General features: G+C 36.2%; 21 protein-coding genes and 2 pseudogenes. 13 read left to right on the top strand and 10 right to left on the bottom strand.

The features are described 5' to 3' along the window. Positions 1–170: 170 nt before the first annotated feature. A pseudogene (locus prwr041_RS13655) lies at positions 171–353 on the bottom strand (IS982 family transposase); the annotation flags it as partial. A 390-nt stretch (positions 354–743) separates the two neighbouring features. On the opposite strand from prwr041_RS13655, the gene prwr041_RS09525 reads away from it, so the two are divergent. The 3 genes from prwr041_RS09525 to prwr041_RS09515 are packed head-to-tail and all read left to right on the top strand — an operon-like array spanning position 744 to position 2,473. Further along, the gene (locus prwr041_RS09525) at positions 744–896 is read left to right on the top strand and encodes a hypothetical protein (protein WP_207153564.1); all 153 of its coding nucleotides are present in this window, start codon (positions 744–746) and stop codon (positions 894–896) included. Beyond that, the gene (locus prwr041_RS13775) at positions 878–1,051 is read left to right on the top strand and encodes a sirohydrochlorin cobaltochelatase (RefSeq protein WP_207155644.1); all 174 of its coding nucleotides are present in this window, start codon (positions 878–880) and stop codon (positions 1,049–1,051) included. The genes prwr041_RS09525 and prwr041_RS13775 overlap by 19 nt, the downstream gene beginning before the upstream one ends. Before the next feature lie 33 nt (positions 1,052–1,084). Continuing rightward, positions 1,085–2,473 carry a PepSY-associated TM helix domain-containing protein gene (locus prwr041_RS09515; protein ID WP_207153563.1) on the top strand — a complete coding sequence of 463 codons (1,389 nt, stop codon included), beginning with the start codon at positions 1,085–1,087 and terminating at the stop codon, positions 2,471–2,473. A gap of 34 nt (positions 2,474–2,507) precedes the next feature. On the opposite strand, the gene prwr041_RS09510 is transcribed toward prwr041_RS09515, so the two are convergent. Beyond that, positions 2,508–2,690: a hypothetical protein gene (locus prwr041_RS09510; RefSeq protein ID WP_207153562.1), complete on the bottom strand. Its 183-nt coding sequence runs from the start codon at positions 2,688–2,690 to the stop codon at positions 2,508–2,510. Here prwr041_RS09510 and prwr041_RS09505 point away from each other — a divergent pair. The 5 genes and pseudogenes from prwr041_RS09505 to prwr041_RS13710 all read left to right on the top strand — a co-directional run. Next, positions 2,689–2,844 (top strand): annotated as a pseudogene (locus tag prwr041_RS09505) (IS4 family transposase); the annotation flags it as partial. The gene prwr041_RS09510 and the pseudogene prwr041_RS09505 overlap by 2 nt on opposite strands. Before the next feature lie 63 nt (positions 2,845–2,907). After that, entirely contained in the window at positions 2,908–3,654 is a 747-nt protein-coding gene (locus tag prwr041_RS09500; protein WP_207153561.1) for a response regulator transcription factor, read from the top strand. An 82-nt stretch (positions 3,655–3,736) separates the two neighbouring features. Beyond that, positions 3,737–4,312, top strand: a complete 576-nt coding sequence (locus tag prwr041_RS09495; RefSeq protein WP_207153560.1) for a hypothetical protein — start codon at positions 3,737–3,739, stop codon at positions 4,310–4,312. Positions 4,313–4,385: 73 nt separating this feature from the next. Continuing rightward, positions 4,386–4,829, top strand: a complete 444-nt coding sequence (locus prwr041_RS09490; protein ID WP_207153559.1) for a hypothetical protein — start codon at positions 4,386–4,388, stop codon at positions 4,827–4,829. Positions 4,830–5,073: 244 nt separating this feature from the next. Then, complete coding sequence (locus tag prwr041_RS13710; RefSeq protein WP_262896997.1) at positions 5,074–5,202, top strand: hypothetical protein; 129 nt, start codon at positions 5,074–5,076, stop codon at positions 5,200–5,202. 577 nt (positions 5,203–5,779) lie between these two features. Here prwr041_RS13710 and prwr041_RS09485 read toward each other — a convergent pair. Further along, positions 5,780–6,112, bottom strand: a complete 333-nt coding sequence (locus prwr041_RS09485) for a hypothetical protein (RefSeq protein ID WP_207153558.1) — start codon at positions 6,110–6,112, stop codon at positions 5,780–5,782. Positions 6,113–7,296: 1,184 nt separating this feature from the next. On the opposite strand from prwr041_RS09485, the gene prwr041_RS09480 reads away from it, so the two are divergent. The 3 genes from prwr041_RS09480 (at position 7,297) to eno (ending at position 9,827) form a co-directional block, all read left to right on the top strand. Further along, complete coding sequence (locus prwr041_RS09480; RefSeq protein WP_207153557.1) at positions 7,297–7,644, top strand: cupin domain-containing protein; 348 nt, start codon at positions 7,297–7,299, stop codon at positions 7,642–7,644. A 278-nt stretch (positions 7,645–7,922) separates the two neighbouring features. Continuing rightward, complete coding sequence (gene fldA, locus prwr041_RS09475; protein WP_207153556.1) at positions 7,923–8,417, top strand: flavodoxin FldA; 495 nt, start codon at positions 7,923–7,925, stop codon at positions 8,415–8,417. 102 nt (positions 8,418–8,519) lie between these two features. Further along, positions 8,520–9,827 (top strand): phosphopyruvate hydratase, encoded by a 1,308-nt coding sequence (gene eno, locus prwr041_RS09470; RefSeq protein WP_207153555.1) that lies wholly within the window; start codon positions 8,520–8,522, stop codon positions 9,825–9,827. A 126-nt stretch (positions 9,828–9,953) separates the two neighbouring features. Here eno and prwr041_RS09465 read toward each other — a convergent pair whose 3' ends face one another. From prwr041_RS09465 to cdd, 5 genes are all read right to left on the bottom strand, one after another. Continuing rightward, complete coding sequence (locus prwr041_RS09465; protein WP_207153554.1) at positions 9,954–10,346, bottom strand: hypothetical protein; 393 nt, start codon at positions 10,344–10,346, stop codon at positions 9,954–9,956. Between the two features lie 534 nt (positions 10,347–10,880). Then, on the bottom strand, positions 10,881–11,456 hold the full coding sequence (locus prwr041_RS09460; protein WP_207153553.1) for a LutC/YkgG family protein: 576 nt from the start codon (positions 11,454–11,456) through the stop codon (positions 10,881–10,883). 13 nt (positions 11,457–11,469) lie between these two features. Beyond that, complete coding sequence (locus tag prwr041_RS09455) at positions 11,470–12,840, bottom strand: lactate utilization protein B (RefSeq protein WP_207153552.1); 1,371 nt, start codon at positions 12,838–12,840, stop codon at positions 11,470–11,472. Between the two features lie 17 nt (positions 12,841–12,857). Further along, entirely contained in the window at positions 12,858–13,595 is a 738-nt protein-coding gene (locus prwr041_RS09450; RefSeq protein WP_207153551.1) for a (Fe-S)-binding protein, read from the bottom strand. A 69-nt stretch (positions 13,596–13,664) separates the two neighbouring features. Beyond that, complete coding sequence (cdd, locus tag prwr041_RS09445) at positions 13,665–14,147, bottom strand: cytidine deaminase (RefSeq protein ID WP_207153550.1); 483 nt, start codon at positions 14,145–14,147, stop codon at positions 13,665–13,667. A 684-nt stretch (positions 14,148–14,831) separates the two neighbouring features. Here cdd and prwr041_RS09440 point away from each other — a divergent pair. Beyond that, positions 14,832–16,901 carry a DNA topoisomerase 3 gene (locus tag prwr041_RS09440; RefSeq protein ID WP_207153549.1) on the top strand — a complete coding sequence of 690 codons (2,070 nt, stop codon included), beginning with the start codon at positions 14,832–14,834 and terminating at the stop codon, positions 16,899–16,901. Positions 16,902–16,933: 32 nt separating this feature from the next. Continuing rightward, complete coding sequence (porE, locus tag prwr041_RS09435; RefSeq protein WP_207153548.1) at positions 16,934–18,985, top strand: PorE family type IX secretion system protein; 2,052 nt, start codon at positions 16,934–16,936, stop codon at positions 18,983–18,985. A gap of 35 nt (positions 18,986–19,020) precedes the next feature. Here the strand turns inward: porE and prwr041_RS09430 are convergent, their stop codons facing one another. Beyond that, positions 19,021–20,160, bottom strand: a complete 1,140-nt coding sequence (locus tag prwr041_RS09430) for a 1-acyl-sn-glycerol-3-phosphate acyltransferase (RefSeq protein WP_207153547.1) — start codon at positions 20,158–20,160, stop codon at positions 19,021–19,023. A gap of 27 nt (positions 20,161–20,187) precedes the next feature. Beyond that, a complete protein-coding gene (locus tag prwr041_RS09425; RefSeq protein ID WP_207153546.1) occupies positions 20,188–21,510 on the bottom strand; it encodes a phenylacetate--CoA ligase family protein in 1,323 nt (440 codons plus the stop codon). Between the last annotated feature and the right edge of the window lie 3 nt (positions 21,511–21,513).

Here is a 21,513-nt window from a genome sequence, read left to right as displayed (position 1 = left end):
CATACTTGGATATATCCATAAAATTTCCAACCAGTATCCCATTAATAAAAGAAAGATGCACCTGTACTGAATATGGCTACATCATTCAAAGTAACATTCACTATTGTCAATAGTCAGTGCAAAGATACAAAAAAAACTCATTCATACCGCATTTCAAGTAATACAATACTTATAATTATAAATCGGTCGCACATTTGAGAGAAAACAGTTTCTATTCTTTTATTTGCTTTAGCAAATGGAATTATTGGCTTACAGTTCTTTTGGTTGAGTCTTTATGGAACTTCCAATTTAATATTTGCTGTTTCAAATAAATCAAGTTGTATACTGGTACGTATATAACCTCGATTTGAGAGATAGACCCACTATTTGTTTTCGACGATCGTAGAGCTGCCTTTGGAATACCAAGTGAGGTAATTCGGAATAAGCCCCTGATAGTTTCGCAAAAAAAATAGTTCTCACGGTCAATTCCAATAGGTTCTGCGGTTACCCCCAGTGGTATTACTTTCAAGTCTAAGAAATGAAAAACAAAACCTGAACGACATTGATTTCCTTTTTCATTCTACCAACGGGCTATTCTTACTCCTTTATCATTTATAATAACGTGAAAATCATGTTTTTTAGGTATTGCAATCATTATGCTTACCAAGTACCTTTGCAACCAAAAAAGATGAATAAGTTACTCGAATTAATAATTGGATGTTTTTTATCCACGGCTTCCGTTAAAGCCCAGCCCCCCTTCAATAATGATGACATATTATGGCACAGGCAATGATGCTGCTGAGATAGATAAAAAATTCCATATAGGAACTATTGAGAATTATCCAGACTTAGCAATGGTCAAACGCATACTTAAAAAAGACAAGGCTAAAAAGGTTACATTATATCCTCTCTCTTAATTGCTGGTAATCATGCAGTTGAAGATCTAGACGGGAAATGGAGACAAGCACTTGAGAACGAAGATTATGATGTGAAAATTATTAATCAAGGATTGTTAGAAATTCCAGAGGTACAAGATCGTATTGTTGAGAAAATACGAAACGCAATGAATTAATTTTTAATATACAGATAGAAATATAATAGTAAAATGAAGAAAAAAGTATTTCGAAAATGGCATAAATGGCTAGGGCTAGGCATTGCTATTATTATAGTATTCTTCAGTATAACAGGCATTATCTTAAACCATCGCAAGGCTTTAGCTAGCCAAGATATAAATCGAACATATTTGCCTGAAAGTTATAACATCAACAACTATAATAATGGCATTGTCAGAGGCACGCTTGTAAGGAGTGCTCACAATGTGATTGTATGGGGAAATGCGGGAGTCTGGCAGACTGATTCCCATTTCTCGTTCTTCAAGTCTATGAATAAAGGATTACCAGAGGGAGCTGATAATAGGGATATTCTTACTGTGACCATGAATCAGCATAGACAATTACTTGCAGCATCTTCATGGGCTTTATATATTTGGAAAAATGAGTGGATAAGACTACGCGACATACCTATCCGCGATATGACCATAAAGGGAAACATGGTGGTGGTTGTTTCTGAGGATTCTGTTATTACCAGTTTACCACCTTATAATCATTTTACATATTATAGCATAAAGAATCCTAATAAAGACGTAAAAGTTAATCTGTTTTCTATAGCGATGAAAATGCATACTGGAGAGATAAATGGATCTCTAGGTGTATATTTTATAGATTTTATAGCAATAGTACTGATTACTCTTACAATTACAGGAATCCTTTTTTCGTTTGGTAAGAAAAGAATAAAAAAAACAGTATTGAAGTGGCATAATATTTTGGGATTATGGCTAATCCTTTTTACTTTAAAAATCGTTATTACAGGTTTATGTTTACGTGATCCTCTTGCTGGATTATTGCGTAATGTGACCTATCATACTTATAGTGAAAATATAAAGGATTTGAGAGCGATAAGATGGAATGCTTATGCAGGGAAATGGATGTTGGCAACTAGTCAATCAATGTTTTGGTTAGATAAACTAGACGGGAATGTAAAGAAAATGAATAGACATCCCAAACTTACGAGCATGGGTTTGAATGTTTTTGAGCCAATAGATAGTACAAAGTGGTTGGTTGGTTCGCTAAAAGGTGCATATATCTATGATACAGAAAATGAGGTAACAAAAAATATAGGAAAAAATATTGCCGTAGTTGGATTCTCTAAAGATTTAAATCGTAATCATTATATTCTTTTTGATAAAAGAAAAGGTATCATAGATAATCATGGAAAAGAGATTTCGAAGGGGGTTGGGGAAATTCCAGAGACGTTGAAAGAGCAAGGCATGCCATTATGGAATCTGGCGTTAGAAATCCATGTTGGTCGTTTTTTTACAAATTGGATGAAAGGGCTTTTTTCAACTGTTTATGTCAATGTGTTTGGAATTTTAATCGTCATCATCTTACTGACTGGCTTGTTTATTCATCCTAAAATAATTAGAAAAAGGAAATAGTTTGTAGGATAACACTAGTGCCCTTTAAAATTAGTTAATCATGCGCGAACTGTATATCAAGTTGTATATTAAGCATATCGTTATTACCAACATGATCCAAAGGTGCCTTTGAACAGAGCTCTTTGATATTATCCTTTGCAAGCAGAGAACTTCCAAAAATGCTCATCACTTCATAAATATTGCAGTCCAGATGTAGATCATGCTCAATAATTGCCATGAGACTCGAAAGGAGCACTCATGAGGTCTTGCAGATACTTAGTATCTCATTAACAGACAAGACTCCCTTGAGAGAACTTCTTGACAAGACTATATTCAATAATGACAAAGAACGCACTAGTTCAAGTGAATCGCTATTATTTAATTTTGACTAAGACCACTTTTTAGTGGACACTAGTGATCATATATGAATTATTATTTCTATTTTTGCAATCAATATGAATACTATAGAAGAAGAATATTGCCATTTACTTGAATATCAAAAATTTGATGAGAGTAGCATTGGGGATGAAATCTTGAAAACAAATATTGATCAGATTTCAAATTCCGCTTTTTTAAAAGGCTGTGCACTTTCTGTTTTTGATGTTTATAGAAAAAAACATGTATATGAGTCTGAATACTATAAAGAATTATTTAAGGAGACAGACAAGGAGTATTCTGAAGTTAAAGTGCATCCTGATGATTATGAAGCTCTTTTTAAAAATGGAATTGCAACATTCAAGCATCTGTTTTCTAATAATACAAATGCCAAGTATAATAAAGTAATAAGAGAATATAGGGCTTTGGTAAGAGGGAAATACCAGCGCGTTGTAGAACATATAACAATATTGGCATTTGACAAAATAGGTAATATTTGGTTAAGTCTAAGTATAGTTGATATTGCACCAAACCAAGCCCCTCCATATATTGTTAACTCCAAAATTGTTAATTTTAAAACCGGTTTGGTGTTTCCTCCTCTAGATGAATTTTATAATAAAGATACGATTTTGTCTTCAAAAGAATTGGAAATTCTAAAGTTAATTAGTGCTGGACAACTAAGTAATGAAATATCAAACAAGCTTCACTTCAGCGTTAATACTATAAATATACATCGACAGAGTATTTTTAAAAAATTTAATGTTGACACATCAATAGAAGCTATAAGATATGCTGAAAATCTAGGTCTTCTCGATTCTCCGTTATAACAAATATTACTGATAAATCAGTATTGTTTGGTCGTTGATTTAAGACTAATTTTGCACTTTCAAATAATTAAAAAATAAAAATATGGTAATATTGGTTATAATAATCTCAATCGTTATAGTCTTGGGGCTTGTACTGTTTTCTGGAATATCTGAATCCGAAAATAAAACAAAAATCATGAATAATTTTATCAAAGGAAAAGGATATGATATATCATGTAAAACAATGACTAGTACAGGAATAATTGCGCTAGATATAAACAAAGAAATATTTATTGCTATCAATAACAAGAGATGTATATTTTCTGAAAAAGTAATTCCGTTTTCTGATATTATCGCATGCGAACTTGTTATAGACGGAGAATCTGTATATAAGAAATCTACGTCAAGAGTTCTTGGGGGGGCAATAGTTGGCAATGTGCTTGCCGGAGGTGTTGGCACTGTTATTGGTGGATTGTCTGGAAAATCAAAGAAGAAGGAAAAGATTAAATCTATAAATCTAAACTTAACACTACGTGACATAGAAAATCCTTTGTATATAATTAAGTTTTATGAATATAAAGGGACAGATATGTTATTAGATACGATAAAAAAAGCAGCAGAAGAATGGAAAAGTAGAATATCTGCTATAATTGACAAAGAAGATTCTAAGTCAAAATAAGATCAGGCATGTAATAATCTATACCAATGTCTTAAATAACATGCGACAAAAACAATTGCTAACATACTAAATTATGAAGAAAATTTTACTGTGTCTTCTTACTATCATATCACTATTTCTTATATCTTGCGAAGATAAAGATTCAGATGATAAAGACCTAACACTAAAGAATCCTGTCGATTTCTCAAATATTTCATCAATAATTGGAACATGGGAAAGTACATACGAGATTAATAATGACGGAACAACAGTAAAAGATGTATCAAGAGAAATAGTTTTTAATTCTGATAGAACATACATATACTATTACGGAGTTTATGAATCGCATGGCACATATACATTTTCTAATTCTACGACAACATGCAAGAAATTAGATGGGTTGGGATATCAAGATGGAAATGAAATATTTAAATTTGAACCGAAGAACGAATATATAACTACCATAACTTGGCAAGAATATAGTTCTATAATTAACAAACTACTTACAAGAACATTTTTATTTAAGAAAACAAAATAATACTATATCCCCGTTCCTATAAGGTTGGGGGATTTTTCCCTCTTTACAGCATAAAAATATATGCGATAAACAGCATAAAGCAGTTACTTTCTGACAATTAGCTAATTGTCGTTTATATTAAGGCAAAAGAGTTCATACTGATTGCAATTAATAATAACTTTGTATCAAGTTACTTTTTAACAGTAATTCATAACACAAGTTTCACCATGTGCTTATTTTATATTTGCACATAAAAAAAATTATTATGGTAAGCATGAATAAAGATGTTAAGACACGTATATTCTGTCGCTACATCACAAAGTATGGCCATAGGATTTATCCTAAGCATGGCAAGTTGATTTCTTTTGTTGTTAACAAGAAAAACATTAAGTAAGATTATAAGGGGCATTATCTAATGCCCCTTATTTTATAAAGAAATAACTGACAATAGTTTTTTAATATGTTCATAGTTTATTCTACATTTTGTAGTAAACTAATAAACATATATATTGAAGTTAAGTATATGCAAACTATAGTTATTCATAAACAGATTTATCTGTAAGTTTTTTTACAGACCAAATCATGAAAAAGCAAAAATATCCAGAAAGTTTAAAATAGGAAAATATCCTCCACTCACGGCATAAGCGTTTGATATATAAATAATTAGAGGTGGAGGTTAACCTCCACTATCCTCCACCATCATCCACGTTTTTGTAAACTATTAAGAAATATTTTACTAACGTTGAACTTATATCTAATATATCATGAATAGCAACAAATCAGATATATTTACATTTCTACGAATATATCTTAGTTCATTTATCGTCTTGATAAATAGTATCAAATAGCAGACAACCATATTGTGATGATTGTCCGCTGTTTTCTAATATTTAACTAATACAACAAACTACTTTTCTACAAATTATTATCCATAATCGTTTTTACACGTTGTAAGTGCATCATGATTAAAATCACCTTATTAGAAACACCCCTTTTTTTCGTCTTTTCTTAGCTTCTTCGAGTTGCTTAAAATATTTTTGCTGAATCGGTTTAAGATATTTTTTTGATTTTGTCGTTATACACATAATACCTCCCATACGTGGATAAAAGTATTTTAAAATATTTTTGTCCTTTACAACGTTTACACTTATAATATCATCTTGCTTTAGACTATCTATGTCCTGTACTTCAACCCCATCAACCAGAATCACAGGAATATTCAAGGAATCCTTTTGCAAATGGGTTTGAGCATTTAATTGCAAACTTAAGAATAATGCTGTTAAAATAATAATGTGTTTTTTCATTTCAGATAAGTATATTTTTTATTCACTTAGTAAAAATACAATTTATTTCTAATAATCACAAGATCTCCAACTTAATATTTACCATAATTAACATTTACAACAATCTTTGCCCGTAAAGAAAAAATCACCTTTTCGATACGTAATTTAGTAATAAGGGCCATATCACTCTGCAATATACGAAGAAACGCTGAGTGATTAGACCCTAATCACTCGATAAATTAAAGTATTTTGGAAACGTTTGATCGATGAAACGGAAACGTCTATACGATATAACAGATTCTTTCCTACGATACAATGAAAACGTTTGATCGATGGAATAGATTCCATTCTACGACAAAACGGAAACGCTTATGCTGACTTGTTAAGAATACAACAGAAATGTCATTTCAAAACACTTAGCAAAACCATCTCACGCAATAAATGTAAACATATTTAAACACATATTATTCACCATAGTTCAGATTTACACATCGTAACAGCTTATTATTTCTTAATAGTTTACAAAAACGTGGAGGATAGTGGAGGTTAGTGGATGACAACCTCCACCTCTAATCATCTATATGTCAAACGCTTATACCATGAGTGGAGGATATTTGTCTGTTTTCAAACTTTTGGGATAATATTCTTTTTTAGACATTGCGTATGTAATAAAATATACACTTGTATTCAAAACAACATTTTACTCTTACGGCATTTGCTTTCTATAGGCAGCCAATTATTGCTAGTAAATAGCAAGCCAATATTTAACTACTTTTATACAAAAAAGGTAACATTTGTTACCATTATATTCATTGAAATGTTCATATCTTTGCTAAAAGATAAATTATAAAGATATGAACAAACTTAAAATAAAAAGAATTTATCTTCCCTATGATGAAGAAGACGGGTTTCGAATATTGATAGACCTACTATAGCCTAGGGATATTTCGAAGACAAATGCAGCCATTTACAAGCATTGCAAGAAAAATAGAATCATCAATAGAAATAAGAAAGGCATTCGGACGCAAAGAAGAAAACGACAAAACATTTTGCTGAAAACTATAGAAACGAACTCACCAAGAATAATCATGCAATGGCTTTGGCAGAACATATTTAAGTAACATTTGTTATCCGTTATCATCATGGCATTTGATTTGTATCTATAAGAATAGAAAGTATTGTTGAAGAAATAAAAATAAAACTGTATGGCAAGATTTGAAAAAGGAAAAGCCCTAAATCCTAATGATATCATCGCATATCAAGAAGAAGGTATCGTAAGTATGGAACTTCTACATAACGAAAGCGGAAGCATTACTCTTTTCGCTTTTGGTAAAGGTCAACAGCTCAGTCCACACTCTGCCCCACTCGATGCTTTTATACAAGCAATAGACGGACAGTTTGTATTAACTCTGGATGATGAAGAACATCTTATTAAAGCCGGAGAAATATTCATGATACCGGCAGGTCATGTTCACAGTCTACGAGCAGACAACAAATTTAAGATGATCATAACAATGGTTTCAGCTAAAAGAAATATTGATTTTAAAAAATAAAAAGGAGAATAAAAATGAGATCGCATAAGATGTGATAATCTTAAAATATCATCATTAAAAGGTATTGTAGATTTTTTATTTTAGCACTATATTTGCACCAGAAAAAATAAGTTGTATAAACTCTTGACAAAGATGATTATCATTTAAAGCCGAACAAATATTCGTGATGGCGACAGGTGGTGTTCACAGTCTGCGAGCAGGCAACAAGTTCAAGATGATTAAAACATTGATTTCAGCTAAAATAAATATTCATTTTAAAATAAAAAAGGAGAATAGATATGAAAAAAACATTGGTAGTATTTGGTTCGTCAACCGGCAATTGCCAGAGCTTTGCCGAAATTATCGCTCAAAAAATTAAAGCTGATATTGTTGACGTAAACGACATTAGTATAGATAAGCTAGCAGAATACGATAATTTTGTATTCGGCACTTCAACATGGGGAGCTGGAGAAATGCAGGATGACTGGTATGACGGCATTGGAAAGCTAAAGGATGCCGATCTCAGTGGAAAGACAGTTGCACTGTTTGGATGTGGCGATGCAGATAGTTACAGCGATACTTTTTGCGGAGGCATGCGAGAGATTTACGATACAGTGAAAGATTCTGGTGCCAATATCGTAGGAGGAGTTGATGCCTCAGAATACACATTTGATGACTCAGAATCAGTGATTGACGGTAAATTTGTGGGACTAGCACTGGATGCCAACGAGAACGAAGCCAAGAGTGAAGAACGCATTGACAAGTGGATACAGTCAATAAGCAATTCTCTTTGATATTAAAAGAAGTATAATCTTTATAAATCATCATTATTAGGTATTGCATATGATGTATTTTAATGCTATATTTGCAATAAAGTTATTAATAAAAACATTATTATGAAAATAGAAAAGATTTATGCAAGAGAAATCCTTGATTCAAGAGGTAACCCAACTATTGAAGTAGAGGTAACAACAGATAATGGCATAATGGGTAGAGCTAGTGTTCCATCTGGTGCATCAACTGGAGAGAACGAAGCATTGGAACTACGTGACGGAGACAAGAGCCGTTTTGGTGGTAAAGGTGTATTGAAAGCTGTTAAGAATGTAAACAATATTATAGGTCCAGCACTGAATGGTTTCGATATTCTTAACCAGCGTGCGATAGACTACAAGATGTTGGAAATAGACGGGACTCCAACTAAAAGTAAATTGGGTGCAAACGCAATTCTTGGAGTTTCACTAGCAGTAGCACATACAGCTGCAAAAGCTCTAAACATTCCTCTATACAGATATATCGGTGGTTCAAACACATATATCCTGCCAGTGCCGATGATGAATATCATTAATGGTGGCGCACATAGTGACGCTCCTATTGCATTTCAGGAATTCATGATTCGTCCTGTCGGTGCATCTTCTGAAAAAGAAGCAATACGCATTGGTGCAGAAGTTTTCCACATGTTGCAAAAGAATCTCAAAAAGAGAGGATTATCAACTGCTGTCGGTGATGAGGGTGGTTTCGCTCCAAAACTAAATAATATTGAAGACGCTCTGCAAAGTATTGTTGAAGCAATAAAAGATGCAGGCTATCAACCAGGCAAAGATGTAACAATAGCTATTGACTGCGCTGCAAGCGAGTTTGCAAGTGAAAAAGGCGGTAAATACTATTATAACTATAAGCAACTGTCAAACGGAATGCCGAAAGATCCGAACGGCAAGGAGTTATCAGATGATCAACAGATAAAATTCCTTGAAGAACTGATAACAAAGTATCCTATTGACAGTATTGAGGATGGTCTTGACGAGAATGACTGGGATGGTTGGCAGAAGCTGACAAAAGCACTTGGTGACAGATGCCAGTTGGTTGGCGACGATTTATTCGTTACAAACACAAAATTCCTTGAAAAGGGAATAAAACTTGGAGCAGCCAATTCTATTCTGATTAAGGTAAACCAGATTGGTTCTCTAACAGAAACTCTCGAAGCTATAGAAATGGCTCACCGTCACGGTTATACCACTGTAACTTCTCACCGTTCTGGCGAAACTGAAGATACAACGATTGCAGATATTGCTGTTGCAACAAACTCAGGACAGATAAAGACTGGTTCTATGTCAAGAACAGACCGTATTGCAAAGTATAATCAGTTGATACGTATTGAAGAAGAACTAGGCAGTAATGCACAATACGGCTATAAGAAACTGAAATAATACAAATCTATTCTTTCAATTAAGATAATTGAAGGATATCATAACTAAAAAAGACTCAGAGTCCGAGAAAATGTTTAATCATTTATATTCGGGTTCTGAGTCTTTACAATTTTATACTACGATATATTAAAACAGCCTGCTTACTATTTCGGCAGACTTGCCCTCATAAATTCGAACATCTGTAATTGGTGAATAGCGAAAATCTTTGTAAGCTAAAAGCTGCAATGCTACAAACTCATGATCATCAGAGATACAACCTTCAAGACGAATACTGCTCATTGCAGCAGACTTTACTCCAGTAGCTTCTTTTACGGCAGCTTCTAGGTTTTCATCCTTAGCATTGATAACAGCCTCTATCTTATTGCCGGCATCCTGACTATATTCTTCACCAATGGCTTTAATTTTACTGCCAGTTGGAGTGTAAACTACAGAGTTACCGAAACCCATGAATGACTTCTTTAATGTTATTTTATCGTTTGAGAAGATAGCATCTGCCATCTTCAAATTCTTTATGTTCATATTTAAAATAATGTTGAGCATACTCCCCCCACCTATTCATTATGTGAAAAAGAGTAAGCATTTGTTAGACTTATATGCAGGATGCAATCCTGCAATTATTATTTAGCCCCAACAGGAGCAATAAACCATTCCGCATGCAAATACATAACGAAAAAGATAAATCTAACACAACAGGCGCCTCAATGCAAATATGTAATAATCACATGAGGCTTGGGACTGAAATGGTGCCGTCTCTAAACGGCAACATCTTCCCATGAGCAAAAAACAAGATTGTGGTTTTGATATATAAAATACGATTCTGCCAAATATCTTACCTGTACTCTCCACAAAAACTGGTATAATTCTTTGAGGACATGTGCTGCAAACTCTCAATAAACTGAGAGAATCAGAAAGTACGGCCTCCTTTGGCGTATCATTATACTTAGACACCTCACAAATTCTATCCCTCTCACGCTGTCTTGTCACAGCATGAGTTTCCTGCTGACCAACTATCAGCATTAAGAATATGATTAATATGTGAAGAAAGCGATTCATCTAGTCAATCAATATTATTGTAACCGAACGTGCAGCCTGAGCACCCATAACAAGAGATTGCTCTATATCGGCGGTTTTGCTTGGTCCACTGATAAAACAACCGAAACCATAGTCTGTCATGCGTATTGCTTTATATGCATTGTGCATATTGTCAACAATACAGCTCTTGTGAAGAATGATCACAAGATTCTCAGAAATAAAGCATACAGATTTTTCTTTCATGGTCTGCGGAACCCAGACACAAGCATTTTCTGCCACACCAACTTCTCCATTCACCACACCAACATCAGTGCCGTTCAAATCTTGCGCCTCGGCAACAGTATCAGGATTAAGACTGGCATCTATTCCAGAAACATTGCTTGCTATTACTTTCGCGTCAGGATAGGCTGCACGTATGATGGCATTCAGGTCGTCATCCTTTTTGGCATTGACAACCTTTCCACCAGATGTTTCTGTCATTGAAATGAACTGGGCTACAGTATCTTCATACTTAATACCGTTTATGTTCATATCAGGCATATCAAACTGCTGAGTAGTATTTGCACGCAATTTATTTAGAAATTCTTCTTTATTCATCTTTTCGTACGTGTTATTTTAAACCTTCTCTCCACAAACTGCGAAATGATTTCTTTGCAAATTCAGGATTACTATGTCCCACTCCCCATGGATTGAGATGTCCTAAATTGGTAAAACTATCTGGTACCATATTTGCCAATGGGGCAAATTTAAGCGCTGCATTATAAAGTGGGGGATTATTAAAAAGTGCCGACATGCCTAACGACATGATTTTCTTCATTTTATTCGCCTTGCCCAATGCTTCAAGACTCTGACGCCAAAGATATATTTGGCTGCCTGGAGCAACTTCAGCAGGGCATACATTATCACAACTTAAACAAAGAGAGCAAGCACTTAAATTTTCACAGTGCTTCTGTGGGTCATGAAACATTCCTAAGTTAACACCGATAGGACCAGGAATGAAATATGTATAACTATATCCTCCACTACGACGATATACCGGACAGGTATTCATACAAGCTCCACAACGAATACATTTAAGAGTTTGCCAATGCTCCTTATCTGCTATCATGTCGCTTCTACCATTATCAACAATAACCAAATGCATCTCTGCTCCTGGTCGTGCCTGACGAAAATGGGATGTGAATGAAGTCGTAGGCTGACCTGTTCCACAACGACAAAGAAGACGATGGAATACAGCCAAAGAATCATAGTCAGGAACAAGTTTCTCTATACCCATTGCAACGATGTGCAGTTTAGGCATAGACGTACTCATATCAGCATTACCCTCGTTTGTACATACTACGACATCACCAGTATCGGCGACACCAAAGTTACAACCAGTCATTCCAGCACCAGCATCCATAAATTCTTTACGAAGACTGTAGCGAGCACAGCGTGTGAGGTATGTAGGATCATAATTTCCAATTTCCTTTGAGATACCTTCTTTTTCAAACATTCTTCCCACTTCCTCACGTTTCAGGTGACTGGCAGGGACTACGATATGACTTGGTTTCTGATGAAGGAGCTGTAGTATTCGCTCACCCAAATCAGTCTCCACAACATCTATTCCATGTTTTTCCAGATATGGATTCATCTCGCATTCCTCTGTAAGCATAGACTTTGATTTCACCATCTTGCTCACATTATGGCTTTTCAGAATATCCAACACTGTTTCATTAAACTCGCTTGCGTCAGCAGCCCAATGAACAATCACCCCTCGGCTTTCAAGATTGGCAGAAAACTTTTCTAGATAATCAGCTAGATGAGTAATCGTATGGCGCTTTATATCACTTGCATGGCTGCGTAGTTCTTCCCATTCGGGCAGTTGTTTAGCCATGTTATCATGCTTTTCTCTTAACGCCCAGAATGTTTGGTCGTGCCATGTTGTCTTAGCACGGTCTTTATTGAATATTTCAGCATTCTTTGAATGAATGGTACTCATAATATCTTTCCTTTTAATTAAAGTCCGGCAGCAAGAATCTGCGATACATGAACAAACTTTATATTCTTATTCTCACGCTTGGCAATACCAGCCATGTGCATGAGGCAACTACTGTCAGGGCCTGTCACATATTCAGCTCCAGTAGCCATGTGACGTTCTATTTTATCTTCACCCATACGTATTGATACCGCCGTTTCTTCAACAGAAAACATACCGCCGAATCCACAACATTCATCTTTACGTTCAGGTTCCTTTATCGTGATACCGTCTATCAGTTTCAATAAATCAATGATCTTGTTGAACTGCGGAACATTAAGTTCTGAAGGTGATGACAATCCCAATTCTCTCACGCCATGGCAACTGTTGTGTACACTAACCACATGATTGAAACTACCAGGAAGAGACGAAATCTTTAGAACATCATGCAGAAATTCCACGATATCCATTATCTTTTTTGAAGATACACATTCATGCTCACCTTCAAGGATATGCGGATAAAACACTTTCACGTAAGCAGCGCATGACGCAGAAGGAGCAACCACATAATCAAAATCCATAAACATGTCATCAAACTTCCTTGCCAAAGGCTTTGCCATACGTTCAAATCCCGCATTTCCCATAGGTTGTCCACAGCAAGTTTGCTTTTCAGGGTAACTCACGTCAACTCCGAAATGCTTAAGTAATTTATACGTAGCCACACCAGCTTCCGGATATAGAGCGTCAACATAGCATGGAATAAACAGTCCAACTTTCATTATATACCTCGATATTATTTTAAAAATATTTAATACCTAAAGTTTTACCGAAAAGAAATATTCGATAAACTATTTTCTCATATTCTCATCAACAAACGAGAATGGCAACAAATCTTTAACACTATTCAGTACATATACACCTTTTGTACCATAAAGAAGTATGCGCACATTCTGCTTATATCTATCTTCAATTTCCAGAATAACCTGTCTGCAAGCTCCACATGGAGTTATTGGATCTGCAAGAAATCCGTGATCATTATATGCAGCTATTGCCAATGCAGATATTGGCTGGTCAGGACGCTGTGACTGAGCAGCGAAGATCGCAGAACGTTCGGCGCAAAGTCCAGATGGAAATGCTGCATTCTCCTGATTAGCACCTATAACGACATCACCATCATTAAGCCTTAATGCAGCTCCAACATGGAAATGGCTGTAATTGGCATAACTATTTGATGTAGCAGCTTTTGCACGTTCTATAAGCTGATTGTCTTCAGCACTTAATTCTTCAGGCTGGCAGAAATCATAATTTATTTCTATCTTCAATTTCTTCATTTTGCTCTGATGTTTTCTATTTGTAGCGACAAAGATACAAATTTATCCCAATTATTTACGCTATATACTCACTTTTTTGCTATTAAACATTTAAGGTGGAGGAGTTATCTAAACATGACAAGGAAGCTATTGTCACCACGAACTGCGAGAAGAAGCAACCTATCGGAATTTCCGACAGGTTCGCCAAGAAGGAAAACGGGCTGTGAATCGTGAGATTCCATTCTACAACCTTGAAGGGTTTCGCATGATGAAGTCATGTATTACGCAACAAATGAATATCGTAAATATTAAGTAACGTACGATTAGTGATATGGGACAATATTATTTTAAAAGGACTTTAACAATTATCTATGAAAGACGAACGAGTCAGTAAATGATAGTGTAAATGATAGTGTAAATGATAGTGTAAGTGATAGTGTAAAACTAACTTTAAGGTAGGCTACGCCTCAACAAATTTCGACGAACCGAAATATAACCAAATTTATTTGGGTTATATTGAGGTGAGGATGAAATTCACTTTAAGTAATAAAAATAAAAAAACTATTTTTTATTTTGTATTGTGTTCGGCTTGACCTTTAACTGCGTTGAAGGTAGGCTGCGCCTCAACAATAAAAATAAAAAAACTATTTTTTATTTTGTATTGTGTTCGGCTTGCACTACCTTTGTAGACTAAAATAAAGAAATATGATTGTTTGCATAGCTGAGAAACCTAGCGTAGCTAAAGACATTGCACGCATCCTTGGGGCCAATAGTTCCAGAGATGGATACATGGAAGGAAACGGATATCAGGTCACATGGACTTTCGGTCATTTATGTGAGTTAAAGGAGCCAAACGACTACAGTGAGAATTGGAAACACTGGAGTTTGGCTGCTCTTCCTATGATTCCATTACGCTTCGGAATAAAGCTCATTCCTGATGACGGAATAAAGAAACAGTTTGCTACAATCGAAAGACTTTATTCACAAGCCGACGAGATTATAAACTGTGGTGATGCCGGACAGGAAGGAGAACTTATCCAAAGATGGGTTATGCAGAAGGCAAATGTGAAATGCCCTGTAAAAAGACTTTGGATATCATCTATGACTGATGAAGCTATCAAACAGGGCTTTCAAGAACTCAAAGAACAGGTTGATTATCAACCGTTGTATCTTGCAGGTCTTAGCCGTGCAATTGGTGACTGGTTGCTCGGTATGAACGCCACGCGTCTATATACTCTTAAATACGGACAGAATCGACAGGTGCTTAGTATTGGACGAGTTCAGACCCCTACTCTTGCCCTTATTGTAAACAGGCAGAAAGAAATAGAAAACTTTAAACCTGAAACATATTGGGTATTGGCTACAATATATCGTGATACACAATTCACGGCAACATCGGGCAAGTTCACCAGTAAGGAAGAGGGTGAACAGGCTTTTGCAACAATTGAGGGAAAGCCTTTCTTCATCACCAACGTGCAGAAGAAGAAAGGTACTGACGCACCACCACATCTATATGACCTTACTTCATTGCAGGTAGACTGTAACAAAAAGTTCGGTTATTCAGCTGAAACCACTCTTAATATAATTCAGAGTCTTTATGAAAAGAAGTTCACCACATATCCACGTGTTGATACTCAATATCTGAGCGATGACATATATCCGAAGTGTCCACAGATACTGAACGGAGTGAGTCAATGCAAGATCGACAGTCAGCCTAAGTATATGGAACTGGTTAAGAATCTGGCAGCAATAAGTGCCAAACTCCCAAAGAGTAAAAAGGTTTTTGATACGAGTAAGGTTACAGACCACCATGCCATTATTCCTACAGGTGTACCTGTAAACGGCTTGACAAATATGGAACAGAATGTGTTCGATCTCATCGCTACACGTTTCATAAGCGTATTCTATCCAGACTGTAAATTTTCTACGACAACAGTACTTGGAGAAGTTGACAAGATTGAATTCAAGGTTATAGGAAAAGAAATTCTAGAGCCAGGTTGGAGAGTTGTTTACAACAAGGACACAAATACAAATGACGATGACGAGAAGAAGAGTGACGAAGAACGAACATTGCCTACATTCACAAAAGGTGAAAATGGTCCTCACACTCCTACCCTTACAGAGAAGCAGACAACTCCACCTAAATACTATACCGAAGCTACATTGCTTAGAGCAATGGAGACTGCTGGTAAATTCGTTGACGACGAGGAACTGCGTGCAGCATTAAAAGAAAATGGTATCGGCAGACCTTCTAGTCGTGCCGGAATTATTGAGACTTTGTTCAAAAGAAAATATATACGTCGCGAGCGAAAGAATCTGCTAGCTACCCCCACAGGCGTGGAACTGATAGACATGATTCATGAAAAACTTCTCACAAGTTCTGAACTTACAGGTATATGGGAAAAGAAACTGCGAGATATTGAGCATAAGAAGTATGATGCCGCCATATTTATTGAGGAATTGAAAAAGCAGATTTCGGATATTGTCAACGATGTACTATGCGACAATAGTAACAGACGCGTCACTATTATGTCTGACGAAGACATGAAGAAGACTGTCAAAAAGAAAAGGGCGACTCCAAAGAAGAAGGAGAAGGTTGAAAATACGCCACAAGCTACCCAAGAAAATAAAGATAAGACAACTATTATTCCAAATGATGAACTCATAGGAAAGATATGTCCAGAATGCGGAAAAGGACACATCATAAAAGGTAAGAACGCTTATGGATGTAGCAATTGGAAAGAAGGTTGCAAATTCGTTTTACCTTTTGAATAATAATATAAATAGAGTATTTGCGTTATTACTACATGCGCAAGTTTTACATCATATATATATTTACAGCATTATGCCTATTCGCTTCATGCGGTGCTGAACGAAGTCTGAAAAAGGCGGAGGAGCATCTAGCTCTAGGTGAATATTATGATGCCGCAACAATGTTCAGAAAAGCATATCAGCAGACTCCCGCAAAGAACCGTAATGAAAGAGGACTATATGCTGTTAAGATGGCACGATGCTATACAAAGATTAACCAGACAAAACGTGCTATAGCAGCTTTTCAGAATGCAGAAAGATATAATCATGCAAGCAATTCCGACAAATTGACGTTGGCGCGCATGATGCTAAAAGACGCACAATATAAAAATGCAGAGAAGATATTTCTATCACTAAAAGACTCGCTACCAAATGATATACTAGTGAAAAACGGTCTCATCTCTGCACAAAAGGCGGTAGCATGGAAAAAACAAGGAAGCAGATACACTGTAAAAAGGATGAATCTGTTTAATTCCAACAAAGGCGAATACTGTCCCAAACTTCAAGGTGACAGATATTCACAAATCTATTTCACATCTACACGAAATACAGCTCTTGGCAATGAACTAAGTGGAATCACAGGAGCTAAAAACGGAGATATATTCTTATCAGAAAAAGATGATAAGGGCAAATGGAACAAGCCGGAAGCTATTTCAGGAAGCCTTAACACTGAATATGATGAGGGCGCATGTGATTTTTCTCCAGACGGAAAAACTATGTATATCACACAATGCACTACAGACCCATTATATCCAAGATATGCAAAGATACTAACATCGCAAAGAAGCGACGCATCATGGAGCAAAGCCACAGAACTGCCCATAAGCAGAGATACACTTTCTAGTTTTGCACATCCAGCAATATCACCAGACGGAAACTGGATATATTTCACGTCAGACATGCCTGGAGGTAAAGGTGGACTTGATATATGGAGAATAAGGATAACACCTGCCGGACTTGGTGGAGTTGAAGACTTGGATTCAACAATCAACACACCGGGTAACGAAGAATTTCCTTCATTCCGCCCTAACGGAGACTTGTATTTTTCTAGTGACGGACATCCTGGGATGGGTGGACTTGATATATTCATCGCAAAAACAGACAAGAATACAGGAAAAATAAAGATAGAACATCCTGGATATCCACTAAATAGTGCCGACGATGATTTTGGTATCACTTTTGAAGGTCCACACAATCGTGGTTTCTTCTCTTCCAACCGCAATGACGGAAAAGGATACGACCACATCTACAGTTTTGAAAATCCAGAGATTATACAGACGATAAAGGGATGGGTTTACGAAACAGACGGATATGAACTGCCTAAATCTCAGGTATATATGATTGGTAACGATGGAACAAACCTGAAACTAAGCGTCAAGGGAGATGGTTCTTTCACCCAGACCGTATCTCCAGGAGTAGACTATGTACTTCTTGCTACATGTGATGGATTTCTTAATCACAAAGAAGAAATAAATATTGGAAGTGTAAAGGAGTCAAAGGAATATACTTTGCAATTTCCGTTAGCATCAATAGCTGCCCCTGTACTTATTGACAACATATTCTATGATCTTAATAAAGCGTCTCTTCGTCCAGAGTCAGCAACAGCACTAGACAAACTTGTTACTTTGTTGAATGAGAATCCTCATGTAACAATAGAGTTGTCAGCCAACTGCGATTATCGTGGAGGTGATGAATACAACAAGATTTTGTCACAGAAACGTGCAGAAACTGTTGTGAGGTATCTAATCAGCAAAGGTATTGCAGCAGACCGCCTCACCCCTGTAGGATACGGAAAAGAGAATCCAAAGACAATAAAGAAGAAAATTACAGAGAAATATGATTGGCTGAAAGAAGGCGACCGACTTACAGCTGAATACATCAAGAAATTAAGCAACGATAAACAGGAGATATGCAACCAGTTAAACCGTCGCACAGAGTTTCGTGTCATCAGAACCACTTATGGTTTGTTTGACAAAAACGGCAATCTGAAAGAATTGCCTAAGACAAAGAACAAGAATAAAGATGCAGATGCCGAGATATACTTTTAGCAGACAATTCAGCAACTATAAGCATAATCATCATGCTATATAGCTCCCAATTTGATTTTATTACTTACAGGATTGGCATATATTCCAAGAAATAAATCCTTTAAAATATCAGGTTCGTCAACATCATAATCGTTTAGACAATCCATATATTTCATGAAATGCAGCTTGTCGGCAGGCGTGTAATATGCATTGAAACGAGTCTGGCCATGACGGATATCATGAGCCAAATAATTATTTGGATAAAGTTTATATGTACTGTTGATTCTTTCATCAAGTAGATTGGCAACCAAACGATGATAGTCGTTATTTGTACAACTATCATACTGACTTAAATCATCTTCTGTAACTTCGTCGCAAAGAGAGAAGTTCACTCTACCCTTTTTCTGAACAATACCAGTAAGTACACTTGTTAAATCCTCACCAGGCTTCTTTATGTATTTCTCAAATCGACTCTCATACAATTCAATAGCCTTTAACACATCGCAACTCTCCCATTCATAACTAATGCTGACTGGAATAATATGGAGTTCACTCAAAGCCTTTATCTTGTCTTCAGGACGGCTCATACAAAACATTTTTATAATTCCCTGATCAGTATGGTCATCACCATCCTTTGTCCTCCCGTTACGCTGGGCTATCCAAACACTCTGTTTTTTCTCAATGATAGTTTTGCGTATATAATCACTAAGATGTCGTGACGACATGTAGAAGTCTTTCAGTTTACCACCTCGCTCAACTCTAAACATCTTATTACTTTTACCTATATCTGTGATAAGTCCCTTTGTCATGAGGTTTGCACCAAACGTAATCTCTGTGGTATCACGCCCTCTCTGTGCAAACAGATATTGCAACAAAGACGCATCAAGCATTATATCACGATGATTACTCACGAAGAGATATTGCGTGTCAGGATTCAATTTTTCAAATCCCCTAAAGGTAAGCTCAGTCATAGAACGCTCAATAATCTGTCTGTTCACAGGTATCATGACACCATACTGAAAATCCTTAATAGTCTTGAATGAAAGCACCATACTGCGCACATCTTCCAAATCCCTACCAGGAAATATCCATGAAGCCAATACAGGAAAAGCATCACTTGCTGCAATGCGTCTCATGGCAGAAGGTATCTCATCATCATTATATGGACGGATATCGTCAAATTCGGATGTAATCATTTAGATATTATATATATGGTGTATATTCTATTTCTTTCTCAAGTCGATAAACTTAACAGGTTTTCTCGTCTTTGGTGGAAAGTTTATCGCTTGAACTTCGGCAACAGGATGTATTTCCACCTTCGGAGATACACGCAGATGCGCACGGAATCTATTTTTAAGGTCTTCTACTATGGCACCAGGATTCTCGGCAATAGCCTTGTGCTTTGCCAAAGCATCAGATTTAAGTCCAACCTTTACGACAACATCATCAGTTCCAGCCTCGGATTCCTGCACATATACCACATAATTCTGTACATAGTCAGTATTATCAAGTATATCATTTATAGCAGGCGGATAGAGAGTTGTACCCTTCAGTTTGATCATGTTATTTTTTCTACCAACCAAAGGAGTAAGTCGGTAACTGTTTCTGCCGCATTTGCAAGGCTCAACAATCTTCGCGCACATGTCACCAGTGCGAAATCTAAGAAGTGGCATTCCCTCAACTCCAAGAGTTGTTATGACAACCTCTCCTATCTCACCATCGGCAACAGGCATATTATCCTCACCGATAATCTCGACAATGATAAGTTCTGGATGCACATGTCCACCACAACCATACTCGCACTCGCTGAATGTAGAGCCCATCTCTGTACTTGAATATGTGGCGAAGAGCTGTACGTTCCATTTATTCTTTATCTGCTGTCCAAGAAGATTTAATGAGAAATCCTGATTACGCAAGCCCTCACCAATACCGATAATTTTCCTTATGCTTGAATTCTTATAGTCAATATTATGCTCCTCTGCATACTGGATGAGACGCGGAATGAATGAAGGTACACACATTATGCTGTCGGGCTTTATTCTCATTATGGTGTCCCATTGCAATTCAGGAATACCATTACCAACCCTGATAATAGAGGCTCCGAGCTCCCTAATACCTAGGAAATAAGCAAGTCCTGCCATGAAACGTTTATCAATTGTAGTCATCAACTGCAATATATTTCCAGGATGAAGACCCGCACACGAAAAACTCTTCTTTTCATTATAAGCCAAACGCTGCAAATCAACCTCTGTACACCCGAAGGTAACAGGTTCACCTAACGTTCCACTTGTTGTGATATAGTCAATAATCTTTTCTTTAGGTACACACAAGAAATCTTCATTGAACAATTGTAGATCTTTCTTCTCAGTAAACGGAATGTTTACTAAGTCTTCTATTTGACGTATATTGTTGATATTTATGTGGCACTTGTCAAATAATCGCTGATAATATGTAGAATGTTCCTTTAAATAAAGAACAGCCTTACGCAGCTTATCATCTTGAAAAGCCTTAATATTATCTATTGACTCAAATTCAATATCTTTCATTTT

It is taken from the genome of Prevotella herbatica (assembly GCF_017347605.1).
GTDB lineage: Bacteria > Bacteroidota > Bacteroidia > Bacteroidales > Bacteroidaceae > Prevotella > Prevotella herbatica.
The sequence above is the reverse complement of the archived record's forward strand: the minus strand, read 5'-3'. Positions and strand labels throughout refer to the sequence as shown.